This window comes from Spirosoma fluminis (genome assembly GCF_054778895.1).
On sequence record NZ_BAAGZD010000045.1, the window covers coordinates 21,950 to 40,075 of the forward strand.

Consider the following 18,126-nt stretch of genomic DNA (forward strand, 5'->3'; position numbering starts at 1 on the left):
CGAAAACCTACCGAATGTGGGGTTGGCTAGTCAGGCCTCTTCAGGCAGTTTTTACAACGTAGTACAGGAGCTAAGCTAAAAAATGCGTTGCTTTGGCGGATAAACTCTTTGCTACACGCTATGGATTGCTTCGTTGGCGTCGATGTCGGCACCACCAACGTGAAGGCACTTGCTATGCCTTCCGATTTGAGTCAGATTATGGCTCATGCCTCCGCCCCGGTAACTACGCTGAATCCCGAACCGGGTTATGCCGAACAGGACCCCGATGAGATCTGGTCGGCGTTTGTGCAGGTAATGGCCGAAGTAAGTCGGGAAGTGGCCGAAAGCGGTAACGTGATCACCCACATTGCCTTCAGCACAGCTATGCACAGTCTGCTGGCTATAGATGCTGACGGGAAGGCACTGGGTAACGCCATTCTTTGGTCTGACAATCGCGCTGAAGCCCAGGCTACCGCCTTACGTACCCAGCAGGCCGAGCTTGGGAACCAGATTTACGGGCAAACCGGGACGCCTATTCACCCCATGATTCCGCTTTGCAAGCTGGCGTGGATGCGTGAGAACGACCCCCGGCTGTTACGTCGAACGGCGCGCTTCGGGTCCATTAAAGAGTTTCTCTGGTATAAATTAACGGGCGTTTTTGAAGTCGACTACTCGATTGCAACGGCAACGGGTCTTTTCGACGCGAACGCCCGGCAATGGAGTCCGCTGGCTATGGACTACGCGGGTGTACGGCCCGATCAACTGTCGACACTTGTGCCAACGACCCACCAACGGGTTTATCAGGCCCGGACCGACGCTGCGGGTGCAGGCATTAAAGCAGGCGTGACCTTGCTCATTGGCGCGTCGGATGGCTGTCTGGCCAATCTGGGTGCCGGAGCGATTAAGCCCGGCGTTGCTACGCTGACCATCGGTACCAGCGGTGCGATTCGGCAAACCGTGCGAAAGCCGCTGCGTGATGAACAGGGCCGGTTGTTTTGTTACATCCTGGACGATAATCATTACGTAGTGGGTGGCCCGACCAACAACGGCGGAAATGTGCTGGAGTGGGTATCCGAAAAATTAACGAAGCAGGACACGGAGACCGTGCTTGCCGAGGCCGAAACGATTGCGCCCGGCTCGGAGGGGTTACTGTTTCTGCCGTATCTGCAGGGCGAAAGGGCCCCACTCTGGGATGCTTCGGCCAGGGGCGCTTACCTGAATGTCGATTGGCTGCATACGCAGGCTCACTTTGCCCGAGCCGCGCTCGAAGGCGTTCTGTTTAATCTGCTAAGTATCAATGAACTGTTAACCAAACATACAGGTCCGGCCCGGGTGATTCACGCAAACGGCGGCTTTGCACAGTCAACGTTCTGGGTGCAGATGCTGGCCGATATAGCCGGTATACCGGTGCGGCTCAATGCCAGCAATGAAAGCGGATCGATGGGCGCGATTCTGTTGACGATGAAAGCGACCGGACTAGTTAAGTCGCTCGATGAAGCCGCTGAGCGCGTAACGTTTGGCGAAACGTTTGAACCCGATGCCGCCCGCACCAAAATGTATCAATCCGCCTTTAGGCGTTGGCAGCAGGCCGTTCAAAACGTAGTACGTTCGTAATAGCTAACGCATTGGCGAACAAATAAATCAGCGCAAATACGTTAAATATGTTTGTCATGCTGACAAAGGAAACATCTTATGTAACCCAATAAAAGGCTTTCAATCCAGGGTACGTCCTTTGTTCGTGTAATGACAAACGCGGCTATCGGATACGCTAAACCAATTGTATTTCAGTACTTGATTCCACCCGGACAGACAAACCCGATAGCCGCGTCATCTCCAACGAACGTTACGTTGCTACCATCGAACCTGACCATCGCCGACAACGATCCATTTCTCGGTGACTAGTTTTTCGAGCGCAAACGGACCGCGTGCGTGTAATTTTTGGGTTGAGATGCCGATTTCAGCCCCGAGGCCAAACACACCGCCATCCGTAAAGCGTGTTGATGCGTTAGCGTACACTGCGGCTGCGTCGACTTCACGGAGGAATTTGTCAATGACCGGTTGGTACTGAGACACAATGGCCTCTGAGTGCCGTGATGAATACGCCTGAATATGCGAAAGAGCCTCGTCCAGGTTGGCGACAACTTTAACCGCACATTTGTAGTCCAAAAACTCCCGGCCAAAATCTTCGGCCCGAGCCGCCTGGAGCTTGTCGTAGCCCGCGCTCCGGAAGATCTCATAGGCCAATTCGTCGGCGAATACCTCCACGTTCCACTTCGTGAAACCCTCGATCAATTTCGGTAAAAATTGGTCGGCCACACCTTCATCGACAAGCACGCAATCGAGCGAGTTACAAACCGATGGCCGTGACACTTTGGCGTTTACGACGATAGCCGCAGCTTTGTCCAGATCAGCCGATGCTTCTACGTAGGTATGACAAACCCCGGCACCCGTTTCGATGGTGGGAACCAGTGAGTTTTTGCGGACAAACTGAATCAGCGACTCGGAACCGCGTGGAATGATGATATCGACGTAGCGCGTAGCCGTTAACAATTCGTTCACGACGGCACGATCGGGAGGCAGCAACGTAACAGCCGCTTTCGGTACGTCGAATTCAGCTAAAACATCCTGAATCAGGCCGACTAAATAACGATTCGAAAAATCCGCTTCTTTGCCGCCTTTCAGTACACAGGCATTGCCCGACCGCAGGCAAAGCGAAGCTACATCTACCGTTACGTTCGGGCGTGCTTCGTAAATGACCCCAACCACACCGAGGGGAACAGTAATTTTCCGGAGTTGTAATCCCTGTTCGATAGTACGTTCAACCACAACTTCTCCGGCCGGATCGGGGAGCACGGCCACATCACGCAAACTCTTCGCCAGGTCCGCTACCCGGGCTTCGGTCAACTTCAGCCGATCGTATTTCGGGTCATCGACGGGCATACGGTCGAGGTCTTTTCGGTTCTCGGCCACAATCTGGGCGCTTTGAGCCGTCAATACGTCGGCAAGGCGGTTGAGCAGCTCAGTTTTTGTGGCTGGACTAAGACGCCGGACAGCGGCTGCTGCCTGTTGAGTGGCCTGAAGGAGAGGAGTAATGGGTGTCATACCTACAAAAGTACAATATCATTGGCATTGGCTACCTCAATATTCTGCTGATTAAGTTGTTGCGTGAGCACTTCTGACGAAATGCGGGCGCGGCCTACGGCCACGGCTTCATCGCGCTCATCCCAGATTTCAACCATCTCACCGGCGGCAAATTCACCCAGAATGGCGCGGATGCCCACCGCCAGCAAACTTCTTCGTTGTTGTAAAGCCCGAACGGCTCCGGCATCGACCTGCACACGTCCAACGACTAAGCTGCCACTCGCCAGCCAGCGGTTCCGAGCCGAAAGCGACGTTTCGGACGGAGTAAAGTTCGTGCCCGTTTCGCCACGTAATGCCTGCCTGAGGCTATCGGGTTCGTTCAGCCCAAAAATGACGACTCGAATGCCCATTCGGGTGGCCAGCTTGGCGAACGTAAGCTTAGACGCCATGCCGCCCAATCCCAGCGACGATTTATCCGTGCGGACTACGCCAAACACCTCTTCGTTGAACTGCGTTACCTGCCGGATAATCTGTCCATTGGCATCTAACAAGCCACCCACCGACGTACACAGCATGAGTGCCTCGGCCCCGAAGCCGACCGCAATGAGCGTTGCCAGCTCGTCGTTGTCCGAAAATTTGAGTTCGCGGCTACTGACTACGTCGTTTTCGTTCGCAATTGGAATGATGTTATTGTCCCAGAGTTCCTCGTAGGTCTGCTTGAGCTGAAGAAACTGGTCGCGGTGGGCAAAGTGATGGCGTTCGCATAAGCTCTGCGCAATGGAAATACCATAGATCGAGAAGAAACGGGAATACTGATTCAGCAGGATAAGGTTGCCAATCGCGGCTGCGGCCTTACGCTGGGTAATGTCGCCCCGGTACTCGTGAATCAGGGACTTGCCCGCACCAACTGCCCCGGATGAAACCAGGACGATGCGGTATTGAGTATGCAAAGCGGCTACCTGACGGGCAATGTCCACCATGACGGGTTCGTTTGGCTCGCCAGTGGGTTTAGTGATGGACGCTGTGCCGAATTTAATGACAAGAACGGGTTTCAAGGCTGTTTGAGTGTTTGACCGTTGATTGGGTTAGTGAATCTGCAACCGCGTCGCAAACATACAAACCAGCCAACAACCAAACCCAATTAATCCCCGGCATGGTTCTTAAACAGGTGCTCCAGTACGTTCTCGGTGAAGCGCGCTTTCTGACGGAGGCTTGTTTTCAATTGCCGCAGGTAGTCCGCTTTCGGGATTTCGATGGCTCCGTAGCGCCGGACATTATCATTAATAAACTGCGTATCAAGTAGGGTAAACTGTTGCTCTCTCAGAATCAGAATCAGGTAGTGAAAAGCAACTTTCGACGCATTACTGACCTGATGGAACATGGATTCGCCGAAGAAAACGGCTCCGAGCGCCACGCCGTACAGACCACCCACTAAACGGTTATCCATATACGTTTCAACGCTGTGCGCAAGACCCAACCGGTGCAATTCGGTATAGGCTTCAATAATTTCATCTGAAATCCAGACACTGTCGTCTTCCGACCGGGGCAAGGCGCACTGTCTCATCACCTGCTCAAAATCGGTGTTTATCCGGATCTCAAACGCATTGCGGTTCAGGACAGGACGAAGTGACTTGGCCGGTTTGTACGTATCAATCGGGATAACCGCCCGGGGGTCGGGGGCGTACCAATACAGCGTACCGTCGGCATCGGCCATCGGGAAGATACCGTTGATGTACCCGTAAATCAGGTCGTCGGCGGTCAGCTTGTTCATGAAACGTTGGATGTGTCTACAGGCAAAGATAAAAAAATAGTTGACCGTTGGTAAGTCCCGGTTTTGGAGTTTACCAACTGCGTAGTGAACAACTTCTCAATCAAGTTTAATTCAGGACCGCAGGCTGTCTGCCTATTTCTTAGACGTTAATAGACGTACGATAAATTGCATTGTAAGCAGCCGCACTAGCCCTTACTTCCAACGTTTGTGAAAATCTAAGCGGTTTAGGGTTTCAGTTTGAGAAGAATTTTGTCATCCCGAGTCTGCAAGGGATGACAAAAACTATTTCTCCCTTATCCAGCTTTCTAAATTCTGAACACGCCCGTTTGTTAAGAACGATTAAACCAAACACTTTGACCCCTGTCGAACGTTTATCATCTAAACGAGTTGAATCAACCATGAAGAAAGGACTTATTTTTATGCTGGTGGCTATGCCCTTTTTGTTTAGCCGCTGTAGCGTGAACCAGCAATTATCGCAGGCGAAAGCCCTGGGCGATTGTCGCTATACGATTGCCTCCGCCGACAGTGTGTTTCTGGCTGGTACCGATATTCGGGAGTTTCGCAAACTGGAGGATCTCAATCCGGCGCGGTACCCGCGAATAGCCGCGGGTTTGCTGACCCGTAACGTACCGCTGGACGCCCGGATCAACCTCGATATTACGAATCCAACCAACAAGCTGGCGGGTATCAATCAGTTGGAATACCGGGTGCTGCTGGCTGGTCAGGAGCTGTTTAACGGATTTCTGAATCAACGGATCGAAGTGCAGCCCGGTGGTGGCCGGACCCGCGTGCCCGTTCGACTGAGCACAAATGCGTTTCAATTACTGACCGATCCGAAAACGCGCGATGCCTTTTCGCAGCTCGTCCAGAATTTATCCGGGGCGGCAAACACCAAACCCTCGAAGCTCACTATTCGAATTAAGCCAACGCTGGCGCTGGGTAACAAGGCCGTTAATTACCCCGGCTACATCACCATCGACCAGGAAGTAACCAACAAAATCCTGTTAGGCAATTAATCGGCTGCATCTTTTGACGTTGCTAACAGTAGCAAACAGATAGCCCTGACTTTTTTAAGCCGGGGCTTTTTGTATTCCGAAACCGAATCGATTGTCATTCAGCTTTTCCGCTAACTCTATATCTCGATGCGTCAACTCGTTTTTTCTCTTCTACTTGCTACGTCGGCTTTATCGGCGCAGGCCCAGTCCAATCAAATTCAAGTTACTCATAACCAGGCTCAAAAGCGCGTCGACGTAACGGTAGATGGTAAACCGTTTACCGCTTACATTTATCCGGGTCCATCCGTATTGAAGAAGCCGGTGCTGTACCCAATTGTATCGGCGGGGGGGAACTTCATTACGCGGGGCTGGCCAATGGACCCTCGGCCCGGAGAGCGCGTTGACCATCCGCACCACGTTGGCATGTGGTTTAACTATGGTGACGTAAACGGCCACGATTTCTGGAACAACTCAACCGACATTGGCCCTGAGCACAAAGGACCATTTGGAACGATAGTGCATACGGGCGTGAAGTCCATGAAGAGTGGCAAGGACCAGGGCGAACTGACTGTTACCGCCGATTGGCTTGACAAGGATGGCAAGGTGATGGTGCAGGAAACAACCACGTTTCAGTTCAAAGCGACCGCTACCGACCGCACAATCGACCGGGTGACGGTATTGAAAGCAGCCGACAAAGACGTAGTATTCAAAGACAACAAAGAAGGCATGATCGCGCTGCGGCTGGCCCGTCAGCTCGAACAACCTTCTACCAAACCCGAGGTATTTACTGATGCACAGGGCGTAGCTACCAAAGTGCCGGTACTGGACAATGCCGGGGTAACGGGCATGTACCAAAGCAGTGAAGGGGTAAAAGGGGATGCGGTTTGGGGAACGCGCGGTCAGTGGGTGAAGTTAACCGGTACAGTTGGGGGCGAAGCACTGTCGGTTGTCCTGATGGATCATCCGCAGAATGTAGGGTATCCTACGTACTGGCACGCCAGAGGATACGGTTTGTTTGCCGCTAACCCGCTTGGCCCGTCCGTCTTCACCAACGGCAAAGCACCGGCCATGAACTACACACTTCCGGCTGGTAAATCCGTTACGTTCCGGTACCGATTGCTCGTTCGCTCGGGCGATTTGCCAGATTCTAAAGTTAATGAACTGGCAAGGCAGTAACACGAGTTATCGTAATAGGAGATTTCGGTTCATTTGGCATATTATTTGTAACTCGCCCTGACTGGTACCCAAAATGTACTGGTCTTGTATGCCCTACTTACCAATCCCCGGTTCACTGCATCGATACGTTGCCTGTGTTGTGGCCTGCCTTCTGCTTGCTCACTCCGCATTTGCTCAGCCAAGAGGAGCTGCTCCTCGCCAGCTTTATACGCCTTCAACTACCGGGCAAAAGGTGGCGTTAACTGGTTTACAGACCATTGAAAACGACAAAATTCGCGTAGGAGTCGATACCCGGTATGGGGGGGCGCTGACGTATCTGGCCTTTAAGGATAGTCATAATGGCCAGGTACGTACCGAGAACATGGTAAATAACCCGGACCTTGGCCGTCAGGTACAGATTGCCCTGTATAGCGGACCGACCGATTACTCGAAAAACGGAGCACCCGCCTGGACCGGTCTTGGCTGGAACCCGATTCAGGCGGGCGATACATATAACAACCCTTCGGAAGTAGTAGCGATACAAAAAGAAAGTAACCTGCTATATGTTAAAACGATCCCCAAGCAGTTCGGGATCAATAACGAACCGGGTGAAGCAACCATTGAACACTGGTTACGGCTGGAAGGTAACGTAGTGAAAGTGCACGCGAAAGTCGTGATGTCTCGTTCCGACAGAAATCAGTACGAAGCCCGCCAGCAGGAAATGCCATGCGCGTACCTGAATGGTGACTACCACAATATGTGGTACTACAGAGGTGGCCGACCCTTCACGAACGATAACCTGGATCTGGTACGTCCCCCAACCAGTTTCAGCGACGTTCTGCCCACTGAACCCTGGATGGCGTCTACCAATGACTACGGGTATGGCGTTGGGATGTACGTGCCGAACAATTACGACTGGAAGAAAGGATATTTTGGTTCCGATCTGGCTGGTAACGAGTTTAGTTTTGATGCATCGTACATAGGTGCAACCAATTATCTAGTACTCGATCATAACCTGGTCCATGAATGGGATTATGAACTCATTGTGGGTAACCTGACCGAGATCAGAAATTACATATACTCGCGGCCCCGTCCGCTGCCAGGACCTAACTACCGGTTTGATACGTCAAGAAAGGGGTGGTATTATTACAAAACACAGGATACAGGCTGGCCAATCAACGGAAAGCTGCATATCATTCTAAACGACAGCAGAAACAACCAGATCAAATCGCCTTTCGCCTTCTGGAAAGGACGCGAAAATCCAAAAATATACCTTAGAGCCGCTTTCCAGACGCAGCACAATACGTTTCGACTGAACTGGCGAAGAGCCGAGGATGTGACCTTGTATGGTACCGGTGACCGATACGCTGACTTCCCAATCATAAACGACGGGCAGTTCCATACGTACGAGATCGATTTAAGCAAAAACGAAAACTGGCTGAACCACAACATCGGACAGCTTATATTCAGACCTGTTTTTGAGGGCCCGTCGATTAATGGCTGGGCTGAGTTCGAGTGGATTGCTACAAGCGCGGCAGGTCCTATTGATCAGGTAGTTGAGCCGGGACCCGGCGATCCGGTGGTTGAGGTTCCTTGCGAACCGGGTTGTGCTCCGGTGCGTTCGCAAAGGCTACGCTACGTAGTCGGCAATCGAAAGGGGTAGCGATACTGTAGTACAAAAAGGCTTCAGAAGAGACTTCTGAAGCCTTTTTTATGAAGGATGAGTTGATTAATTCAGGTGAACCAGCGCGGATCGGTACACGCGTCCTTCGAGCGATTCGATCCAGGCCCGAAGCGTACTGTTCTCGTCCGAAGCCTGGTTTAGCTCGGTGTCGATCTGGCGCAGTAGAAAGAACAGTTGGTGTACGTGCAGCCACTGCTGATGAACGCGATCAGGATCCTGACTGGTTTGCGCAAGCCGTCGGGCCTCCTGAGTGAGTTGACGCAGGCTCATTTTAAGGTGATACCGAAGCATCATCAACCGGCTGGCCATTGGTAACTCCGTAGGGTTACGTTCCATATGAGAAATACTTTTGGCCAGCATGTTATTACGTTGCTGTAATTGGTCGGATACAATCATCCAGGCATGTTCAGCCCGAAGTGACTCATAAGTGATGGTTTTCATGGCGATCAGTACTGTACGGTTAATAAACAAATATAAAAAAACAGTCAGTAAATTGATTGCTATTTCCTAAAATCAGAAAATTTTTATCTGCCTTATTGCTCTTAAACCAATTATTAGATAAGAATAATACAAACAAGGTTTAACGGACACCACGAAAAATCTCGCTGGGCAAAAGGAGTGATTTTGCGCTTTGCTACGTTCCAATTCAGTACTATCTCAGTATGTAGATTACATTCGGTACTTTATCAAACTACAGGTCGTCTACCGCTTATGTATTACGTCAAGGCAGCGGTATAGTCTGAACCCCGTGGTTTGAAGTTTATCGGTAAACTGCAAGCTTCAAACCGCTAATCGCCAAACTGAACTATGGATCCTACCTACCGCGCCCTTATCGTTTGTACGAACCACACCGATTACCCGACCAAATCGCATAAAACCGGATTGTGGCTGAGTGAGGCTACTCACTTCTACGATGAACTGGCTGATCGTAACTTACCCTACGATATTGCCAGTCCGAAAGGCGGACCGGTGCCTATCGATGAAAAAAGCTTCGACCGGCGCGACACGATCAACGAAAAATGGTATAACGACCCGACGTTCCGTTCGAAACTAGACCATTCGCTCCGCCTGGACGAAGTCAATCCCGCCAATTATCAGATTATTTATTTCACGGGAGGGCACGGCACCATGTGGGACTTTCCGAACAATCCCGTACTGCAAACCATTACGCGGCATATCTACGAGAACGGCGGCATGGTTGCGGCCGTTTGTCACGGGGTCAGTGGGCTGCTCAACGTAAAGCTTTCGGATGGCTCACCGTTGATTGACAACCGGCAGGTAACGGGTTTCTCAAACATGGAAGAGAAACTCGTTCGGCTTGATGAAGAAGTGCCTTTTCTGCTCGAAGATGCGTTGAAGCAGAAAAATGCCCTGTACAGCAAGAGCCTGATTCCATTCCTGCCTTACATTGAAGTCGACGAGCGGCTCGTTACAGGGCAAAATCCGCTTTCGGCGCGAAAGGTTGGCCGCAAGGTTATGGAAGAAATGTATGAAAAATAAAAAACGGGCCTGAGCCCGTTTTTAGTTTGTATCAGACAATAACGTGGGGAAATACCTCCCGTAAGTATTTGAGTTCCTGATCTTTGTCCGAGACCAGTGGGTTGCTTACACCCCAGTTGATGTTCAAGTCCGGGTCATCCCACCGAATACCGGATTCAGCCGCTTTGTTATACACGTTCGTGCATTTGTAGCTGAAGATGCTGTCTTCCAAAGCGACAAATCCGTGGGCAAACCCTTCCGGGATATAAGCCATATTGGCAAGTTTAGCGTCCAACAGGAACGTTTCGTACTGACCGAACGTAGGCGAGTCGATCCGAAGATCAACGGCGATGTCCAGCACCTGACCGCTGACAACGCGCACTAATTTGCCCTGCGCGAACGGTTCGTTCTGCATGTGCAGACCACGTAGCACGTCTTTCACCGAAAACGACTGATTATCCTGGACAAACTCCATAGGCAGGCCGAGTGATGCGAAAAGAGGCTTGTTGTACGACTCGAAGAAATAGCCCCGTTCATCTTCAAACACGCGTGGAATCAATTCAATGAGGCCTTCGATGGGCGTTTGCCGAACTTGCATAAGAAGTTTTTTAGGTAAAAATAGTTGGTCTCGTCGGCAAATTTATGAAACTGAAACCGGAGTTCGTACTTTTGACCGGGGCCAATTTAGCTTAAGGCTCTGTGCGTTGGCATGAATTATTCGCAGTTAAGAGATTTAATTTTCCGGAAACAATCTTATCTCTGTGTCGGTCTGGATACCGATCTCCGCAAGTTACCCCTTCATTTACGAGCTGAACCGGACCCGGTTTTTGCCTTCAACAAAGCCATTATTGACGCTACCGCCGAGTTTGCTGTAGCTTATAAACCGAACATCGCGTTTTATGAAGCGCAGGGGCCGCGTGGGTGGGAGAGTCTCCAGAAAACAGTGGAGTACATACCTTCCGACTGCTTTACGATTGCCGACGCCAAGCGGGGCGATATTGGCAATACGTCGGGTCTGTACGCCCGTACGTTTTTTGACCCCTCTGCGGCAGGGCTGAACTTCGATTCGATCACCGTTGCGCCTTACATGGGTCACGATTCGGTAACGCCCTTTCTGGAATACGAGGGGAAGTGGGTAATTCTTCTGGCATTAACTTCTAACCCAGGCAGCGCAGATTTCCAGCGACAACCCGTAGGCGAGCAGGAGTTATTCGAGATCGTCATTCAAACGGCTCAAACCTGGGCAGATGCTGATCGACTGATGTTTGTCGTCGGGGCGACGCGGGCCGACGAATTGAGCCGAATTCGGGAAATTGCTCCCGATAATTTTTTGTTGGTTCCGGGAGTAGGAGCGCAGGGCGGTAACCTGGCTGAAGTTTCGCAGCGGGGCCTGACGGCAAACGGTGGCCTGCTGGTTAATGCGTCAAGAAGTATTTTGTATGCTTCCAATGGCGAGGATTTCGCTCAGCGGGCGCGGGAAGAAGCGCAGGCGCTTCAGCAGGAAATGGCCGGTTATCTGAAGGCGTTTACAGCTTAAATTAAGATTCTTTGTATATTAGACCGCATCTTTAGTATACTCACGCTTGGAGAACTGGATTGATAGACACCACGTACAAATTGTTCTCCCCCGTGCCAGAAGCCTTTCTTTATTTTCTGTGGCAGTACCAGTATTTTGATAAAACCAGCCTGACCACTACCGACGGCGATTCCATACAGGTACTGCATCCTGGTTTTCGCAATCGAGATGCCGGACCCGACTTTACAAATGCCCGCCTGCTGATTGGCGAGGTTGACTGGGTCGGCACGGTTGAAATGCACACCAGAACGTCGGACTGGCTGGCGCATCGCCACCAGCACGATCGAGCCTACGACAACGTCATTCTGCACGTCGTCTGGGAGGATGATCGCCCGGTAAATGGGCGTCGTGTAGATCGGGCGAATGGTACGCCACTGCCAACGCTTGAGCTTCGTCTACGAACGCAGCCTTCTTACATAGATCGCTATCTGGCATTGCAGGAGTCGCCCGATACTATTCCATGCGCGGGTCAGTTTCGATCAGTACAGCCGTTACGTCTTACGTCGATGCTTGATAAGGCCATGCTTCAGCGGATGGAGCGCAAGGCCTCGGCCGTTCAAACCCTATTTGAGCAGACCGGTAGTGATTGGGAAGAAACTGCCTACCGACTGCTGGCCGTAAATATGGGTTTCAAAATTAACGCTGAGCCAATGGCCCAGCTAAGTCGGGCGGTACCCCTAAAAGCCATTCTGAAACATCGGGACGTACTGCTCCAGGCTGAAGCCATGCTGTTTGGGACGGCGGGTTTGTTAAACGTTGAAGAACCCGATACGTACGTAGCGACCCTGCAACGCGAATACCGGTTTCTGGCGGTTAAATACAACCTGAGCGATAAAGAGGTAACCGGCCACAGCTGGAAGTGGGGAAGGCTTCGGCCCGCTAATTTTCCTACGTTGCGCTTAGCACAGTTTGCGCGACTGGTAACGAAGCACGCCAGCTTATTTTCTTTGTTCGTTGGCTCAGGTGATGCCGAGATACTGCTTAAATCCTTGCAGGTGACACCATCGACGTATTGGGAGTCGCATTATCGCTTTGGGAAAAGCACAGAGAAAGGAGCGCCGGTTCTGGGATTAACTTCGGCCGAAAATATAGTGATCAATACCGTAGTGCCCTTACTGGCCGCTTACGCCCATCATCGGGGTCAGCCTGCCTACGTAGACCGGGCCATCGCGTTATTAGAGCAGCTACCCGCTGAGAAAAACCACTTGACTGAGGGTTGGGATAAGCTTGGTTTAGGCATCCATACGGCTTTCGACTCGCAGGCGTCGATCGAATTGTACAACGAGTTCTGCTCGCTTAAGAAGTGCCTAAGCTGCCAGATAGGGGCTGGCTTGCTAAAGGGATAAACAAAACGGGTGAGCCAATGCATTGGCTCACCCGTTCACTCAAACTGACTAACTCTGTTAGCTCATGATGACGTCTTGTTTGGTAGCGTCCCACGTAACGCGTTTTCCCGTATGCAGAGCCATGGTTGCCATGATGTTGGCTACGGAATGGTTGAATCCGACGCGGGCCGGAGCGTTTGGCTCTTTACGGCTACGTACACACTCCATCCAGTTCAGCATGTGCAGCGAAGTCATGGGGTCGCCACCGGTGTTGGCCGATGTTTCTACTTTGGCAGCCTGACCGAGCGCCATCGTTGGCAGCAGATTAGCCTCCATGTTCATTTCTTTGGCATACCGGGCTTCAAGACCACCATCGGGTGAAATTTTGTTGGTATCCAGATTGATCATGCCGCCATTGGAATAATAATACTCTTTTACGCCACCGGCTTCGTTGTTCATCCGCGACGAATAAAGCACCTGGAATCCCTTCGTTTTGTCGTTATCCGGACCGTAGTCGAACACCGCCGTAAACGTATCGGCATTGGTACGTCCGTCTTTCCAGCTGTAGATGCCACCGTTGGCAACAACGCTACGTGGGTGATCCAGACCGCTGAACCAGTGGACCGTATCAATCTGGTGCGACATCCACTGACCCGGAATACCCGATGAATAGGGGTAGAACAACCGGAACTCCAGGTATTTCCGCGGATCCCACGCTACCTTAGGCCGGTTAAGTTGGTACCGATCCCAGTCGGTGTCTTCCTTCCGAATCTCGGATACGAGTTTAGCACGGCGCCAGCGACCCGGCTGGTTCACGTTCCAGGTCATTTCGACCATCGTGATGTCGCCGAACTTGCCGGACCGAATAAATTCGTTGGCTGCGTGGTAGTTTGGAGCAGACCTGCGCTGCGAGCCGATCTGAACGATTTTTTTACTGGCCTCTACCGCCTTTAAGGCTTTACGGGCATCGTCGAGCGATTCGGCAAAAGGTTTTTCGCAGTAAACATCCCGGCCCGACTCAACCGCTGCTGCACAATGCAGGGCGTGCTGGAAGTCGGCCGTTGAAATGATGACTGCATCAACATCTTTGCGGTCGAAGAGTTCGTCGTTGTTGCGGGCCTTGAAAAACGAACTGTCGATCAGCCCTTTCCCTTTTAGATACTGCTCTGCTTCCTCGCGACGGCGGTTCCAGATGTCGGATACACCAACGAAGGTAAAGTTCTGGCCTTTGGCATGTTCGGCAAAGGCCGGTACCAGCGATTGCCGGAAGCGGTCTGAGAAACCAACAATACCAACCCGAACGCGTTCGTTCGAGCCGATGATCCGGGCGTAGCTACTGGCCGAGAAACTCATGCCGAGCCCCGCCAAAGCTGATTTCTTTATAAACTCACGACGATTTTCCATGTGATTCAGGACGTTAAAAGTTGAATGCTAGCTTTTTGATAAAGACAGCGGTCGAGAAAGTTTACCGCTCTTTATCAAAGAGTTCTGATTTTAATATTCCGGAACGATACTTTATTGCCGTGATCCTGCAACAGAATATGGCCTTTGGACGCTTCGCCAAACCGGCCGTTTGCGTTGTATTCCGGTGCTTTGTATTTGCTCATGGCTACCAACTCCCGGAACTGCTCACTGCCCCGCTCATACTCGACTACTTTGCTACCATTGAGCCAGTGTTCGACATGCTTACCTTTTGAGACAACGCGCCCCGTGTTCCATTCCCCGATTGGATTGGCTTTTTTGTCTTTGGCCGGAATCAGGTCGTAAAGCGAACCGACTGTACGGTTGCCGTTTCGGCCCATTTTAGCGTCCGGATGCTTAGCGTCGTCCAGAACCTGAAATTCCAGGCCGAACGCCGAGCCTTTGGGTTTGGGCGATTGTTCCACGACAAAATACTTAAGGCCGCTGTTGGCACCTTCGGTCAGTTTAAAATCGAACACCAGATCGAAATCGCTGTATTCCCCATCGGTAACAATATCGCCGAAACTCTGCGATTCCGAACCGTCGGACTGCTGAATCGTCAGGGCACCCCCGTCGACAGTCCAGCCTTTGTCGGGAAACTTATCTTTGTAAGCCCCACGCCAGCCATTGGTTGTTTTACCATCGAAGAGCAACTTCCAGCCTTCTTTCTTTTCTTTATCCGTGAGGGTGTTCGGCGTCTGCGGCTTTTCAGCGGCCAGCAGCGTGGTGAGAAGCAGGCCGGTTACAATCAGGTGTTTCATACGTAATGAGCAAAAGAATGAACGAGTTCGTTTTAAACGGCTCATTCACTGGTTATAGCGGAAATTTAAGCGTTTGGGTGATGTATTCTTTGTTGATCTGCGCGCACTGAAGGGGCGTTTTATCTTTCTCCGGCACCCCGTCCAGTTCGACGATGCCCCAGCCCGAAAACTTAATGTCCTCCAGTGCCCTAAAGACGGCAGGCACATCTACGTTACCGCGACCAAGCTCTACGAATTTATAGGCTTTCGGATCTTCGGGCTTGTCTGGCCGTGGCGACATCGTATCTTTTAAATGCAGGGCGTGAATGACATCCTTGTACTGCTTGACCGCCTTTTCGGGTTGACCGCCACCTTGCCGATAATGGGCAATGTCGAGCAGCAGTTTGCAGTACTTGGGATTCATGGCCTGCACAATCACATCTACTTCTTCGGGCGTTTCGCCAAACTGATGCATGTGATTGTGATACGTAGCCTGAACGCCCATATCGGCCGTTTGCTTCCCAATTTCATTCATCACGGCGGCTAACCGCTTCAACTCCGCCGTGGTTGGGAGCCTGTCCTTCTGACGGAGATTGTTGGTCATCTGAAACGCCGAGCCGCCTAGTGCTTTTACAAAGCTGGCATGCGCTACGTGCATATCGATGGTGCTCTGTTCTTTAGCCGGATCAATGTCAACATTGCCACTCGAAAACATGGCCAGCGATAGCTTGTGCTGATCGAGCAACGCTTTTAGCTCCGAGGGTTTGGTTTTAAACGGAGCAAACGTATTGGCGCGAAGCTGGATGCCCCGGTAACCAAGCGAAGCTAAATCCGTGATGGCCTGCGCATCGTTACCTCCCCACGTAATAGCCGAATAAGCAATCTTCAAGCCTTTAGGAATGGCTGCACCGGCAAACAGCCGTTGTGTGCCCGCCAATAGAGACAGAGCCGACAGGCTTGCTGTGGTGAGAAACTGTCGTCTGTTTACAGTCTCCTGCATAGGAAAGTCGAATAAGTGGCAAACGCGACTGCTGCGCTTACCGATGATAAAACAAAGTAATAGAGATACTAACTACGTAAAACAAGCCTCGTTGGCGGGAGTTCTACTTGTACAAAGCAGCAAAAGAGCCAATATTGCTATCAGCTCTTTTGCTGTTCGTATTTAGAATCCGGGATTCTGGGTGAACCCTGATTTCTCGGTTCGGTCAATCTGCGTCTGCGGAATGGGTCGAAGGTTATGCGTCTCTTTTACGTTAACAGCGCCATCCGGGTTGTATTTTTTTACCCGTTCCACCAATATTCCCCAGCGTTTGAGATCCATCCAGCGGGTTTGCTCACCGGCCAGTTCGCGCGCGCGTTCTTCGTAGATCGTTTCCATCGTTACGTCGGCTGCTGCGAGTTCCATGGCCGCTTCCTTGCCCGGCCAGGCCGCCCGCCGACGTACCGCGTTGAGAGCGGTAGTTGCTTCGGTCGTTTTACCCTGTTTGAGTTGCGCTTCGGCGAGAATCAGATACGTTTCGGCTAACCGGAAGGTGATAAAATCGCGGCTGCCCTGTTCATAGGTCAGGTCAGGACGAGTCGGATCCAGAAATTTTTGCAGCGTCGGGAATAAAGCGGCCGTATAAGCACTGGGCACCAAAACCTGGTAAGGCTTAGCGGCCCGCTGTGCCACGGTCCATTCTACCCCTGGAATGTAAATGGCAGTATCCCCCGCTTTCAAGGTCATCTTCGCCTTACTGTTGTCGAACGAGGTATTCAGGTTCGCACCGGGGTTGTTGCTCAGCCATGTATCCTTGAACGTTTTTTTATACCGGGAGTCATTCACGCGATCTTTGAAAACGGTTTCGAGCAAGTACATGGTTGGACGCAGCCGTTTAAAGGGCCGGTCATTGGCGATGTCGCGCTTCATACCCGGCTGCACGTCGTACTGCATCCCGAAGTACAAGTGCAGCTTATTGCCGTCGCCGTTATTCGTGTTTGCCGTATTAATATTGGTGAGCGGGTCCGTTGTGTACTGCACCGAGAAGACAACTTCGTCGTTGATTTCACCTCCACCCTGAGCAAATACGCTGGCAAAATCGGGCAGCAGCTTCAGTGTATAGTTGTTGATTACGTTCTGCGCGTAGGTTGCGGCTTTGGCATAATCATCGGTGGCCTTGGCTGAGGAGGTAGCTTTGGTCAGGTACACTTTAGCCAGCAGGTGTTCAGCGGCCGCTTTAGTAGCCCGTCCGTAATCGCTGGCACCCTGTGCGGCTGCTTTGACAGCGGGCAGATCAGGGATCGCTGCTTCCAGGTCAGCCGTGATCTGCTTGTAAATATCGGCTTCGGAGGCCCGGCTGGTTACTTTCGTGGGCCCCAGCGTTTCTTTCAAGCGCAGGTCAACCGGCCCGAACTGCTGCACCAGAATGAAGTAATAGTGCGCCCGCAGAAACTTCATCTCCGCAACCCGCTGTTTTCTGATGGCATCTGAAACGGTAGCGGCCGGAGCACGCTCAATCACCGCATTGGTCGTATTTATTCCTTTATACAACTCTTCCCACATCTGCTGAATGATGTCGACGAAGCTGTTCATCTGGGTATCATAGAAGTGAAACCCTTTATAACTTCCGTCGGCACCAGCCTGGTAGATATCCGTGCCGTATTCAGTCATGGTCAGTCCACGCTCCGAACCGTAAAAATTACGTAACGACGAATAAGCCGCCTTACTGGCATCTTCAAAGCCTTTGGGCGTGTTGATGTAATCGTTCCCGATCAGGGCGATTACTTTCTCATCCAGTACGTCCTTGCAGGCCTGTCCACTCAACAAGAGAGCCGATAGCGCCAGGATACGGAATGATTTTGGTGAAAAAAATGAGTTCATAGTTTATATACTTTTAAAAC

Annotated in this window: 16 protein-coding genes; 7 read left to right on the forward strand and 9 right to left on the reverse strand. The window is 51.6% G+C overall.

The genetic code is table 11. The features are described 5' to 3' along the window. Positions 1-120: 120 nt before the first annotated feature. Positions 121-1,593, forward strand: coding sequence for a gluconokinase (locus ACYVBJ_RS27250; RefSeq protein ID WP_460985455.1), 1,473 nt, complete (start codon positions 121-123; stop codon positions 1,591-1,593). Between the two features lie 237 nt (positions 1,594-1,830). Here ACYVBJ_RS27250 and ACYVBJ_RS27255 read toward each other — a convergent pair whose 3' ends face one another. From ACYVBJ_RS27255 to aat, 3 genes are all read right to left on the reverse strand, one after another. After that, positions 1,831-3,081: a glutamate-5-semialdehyde dehydrogenase gene (locus ACYVBJ_RS27255; RefSeq protein WP_460985456.1), complete on the reverse strand. Its 1,251-nt coding sequence runs from the start codon at positions 3,079-3,081 to the stop codon at positions 1,831-1,833. Positions 3,082-3,083: 2 nt separating this feature from the next. Further along, positions 3,084-4,115, reverse strand: a complete 1,032-nt coding sequence (gene proB, locus ACYVBJ_RS27260) for a glutamate 5-kinase (RefSeq protein ID WP_460985457.1) — start codon at positions 4,113-4,115, stop codon at positions 3,084-3,086. A gap of 86 nt (positions 4,116-4,201) precedes the next feature. Then, complete coding sequence (aat, locus tag ACYVBJ_RS27265) at positions 4,202-4,831, reverse strand: leucyl/phenylalanyl-tRNA--protein transferase (protein ID WP_460985458.1); 630 nt, start codon at positions 4,829-4,831, stop codon at positions 4,202-4,204. Positions 4,832-5,229: 398 nt separating this feature from the next. Here aat and ACYVBJ_RS27270 point away from each other — a divergent pair, with 398 nt between their 5' ends. From ACYVBJ_RS27270 to ACYVBJ_RS27280, 3 genes are all read left to right on the forward strand, one after another. Continuing rightward, positions 5,230-5,847: a hypothetical protein gene (locus tag ACYVBJ_RS27270; RefSeq protein ID WP_460985459.1), complete on the forward strand. Its 618-nt coding sequence runs from the start codon at positions 5,230-5,232 to the stop codon at positions 5,845-5,847. A gap of 126 nt (positions 5,848-5,973) precedes the next feature. Beyond that, positions 5,974-7,002, forward strand: a complete 1,029-nt coding sequence (locus ACYVBJ_RS27275) for a DUF6807 domain-containing protein (RefSeq protein ID WP_460985460.1) — start codon at positions 5,974-5,976, stop codon at positions 7,000-7,002. Between the two features lie 88 nt (positions 7,003-7,090). Further along, the gene (locus ACYVBJ_RS27280; protein WP_460985461.1) at positions 7,091-8,644 is read left to right on the forward strand and encodes a hypothetical protein; all 1,554 of its coding nucleotides are present in this window, start codon (positions 7,091-7,093) and stop codon (positions 8,642-8,644) included. Between the two features lie 66 nt (positions 8,645-8,710). Here the strand turns inward: ACYVBJ_RS27280 and ACYVBJ_RS27285 are convergent, their stop codons facing one another. After that, positions 8,711-9,106, reverse strand: a complete 396-nt coding sequence (locus ACYVBJ_RS27285; RefSeq protein WP_460985462.1) for a hypothetical protein — start codon at positions 9,104-9,106, stop codon at positions 8,711-8,713. A gap of 366 nt (positions 9,107-9,472) precedes the next feature. Here ACYVBJ_RS27285 and ACYVBJ_RS27290 point away from each other — a divergent pair, with 366 nt between their 5' ends. Further along, positions 9,473-10,165: a type 1 glutamine amidotransferase domain-containing protein gene (locus ACYVBJ_RS27290; protein ID WP_460985463.1), complete on the forward strand. Its 693-nt coding sequence runs from the start codon at positions 9,473-9,475 to the stop codon at positions 10,163-10,165. Positions 10,166-10,196: 31 nt separating this feature from the next. Here ACYVBJ_RS27290 and rfbC read toward each other — a convergent pair whose 3' ends face one another. Further along, positions 10,197-10,742: a dTDP-4-dehydrorhamnose 3,5-epimerase gene (gene rfbC / locus ACYVBJ_RS27295; protein ID WP_460985464.1), complete on the reverse strand. Its 546-nt coding sequence runs from the start codon at positions 10,740-10,742 to the stop codon at positions 10,197-10,199. Between the two features lie 111 nt (positions 10,743-10,853). Between rfbC and pyrF the strand changes: the two genes are divergently transcribed. Beyond that, positions 10,854-11,681, forward strand: coding sequence for an orotidine-5'-phosphate decarboxylase (pyrF, locus tag ACYVBJ_RS27300; RefSeq protein WP_460985465.1), 828 nt, complete (start codon positions 10,854-10,856; stop codon positions 11,679-11,681). Positions 11,682-11,773: 92 nt separating this feature from the next. Beyond that, positions 11,774-13,066 carry a DUF2851 family protein gene (locus ACYVBJ_RS27305; protein ID WP_460985466.1) on the forward strand — a complete coding sequence of 431 codons (1,293 nt, stop codon included), beginning with the start codon at positions 11,774-11,776 and terminating at the stop codon, positions 13,064-13,066. A gap of 57 nt (positions 13,067-13,123) precedes the next feature. Here ACYVBJ_RS27305 and ACYVBJ_RS27310 read toward each other — a convergent pair whose 3' ends face one another. From ACYVBJ_RS27310 to ACYVBJ_RS27325, 4 genes are all read right to left on the reverse strand, one after another. After that, on the reverse strand, positions 13,124-14,449 hold the full coding sequence (locus ACYVBJ_RS27310) for a Gfo/Idh/MocA family protein (RefSeq protein WP_460985467.1): 1,326 nt from the start codon (positions 14,447-14,449) through the stop codon (positions 13,124-13,126). 74 nt (positions 14,450-14,523) lie between these two features. Next, positions 14,524-15,267, reverse strand: coding sequence for a 3-keto-disaccharide hydrolase (locus ACYVBJ_RS27315; protein ID WP_460985468.1), 744 nt, complete (start codon positions 15,265-15,267; stop codon positions 14,524-14,526). A gap of 52 nt (positions 15,268-15,319) precedes the next feature. Then, on the reverse strand, positions 15,320-16,246 hold the full coding sequence (locus ACYVBJ_RS27320; RefSeq protein WP_460985469.1) for a sugar phosphate isomerase/epimerase family protein: 927 nt from the start codon (positions 16,244-16,246) through the stop codon (positions 15,320-15,322). A gap of 162 nt (positions 16,247-16,408) precedes the next feature. After that, the gene (locus ACYVBJ_RS27325) at positions 16,409-18,106 is read right to left on the reverse strand and encodes a RagB/SusD family nutrient uptake outer membrane protein (protein WP_460985470.1); all 1,698 of its coding nucleotides are present in this window, start codon (positions 18,104-18,106) and stop codon (positions 16,409-16,411) included. Positions 18,107-18,126 lie beyond the last annotated feature (20 nt).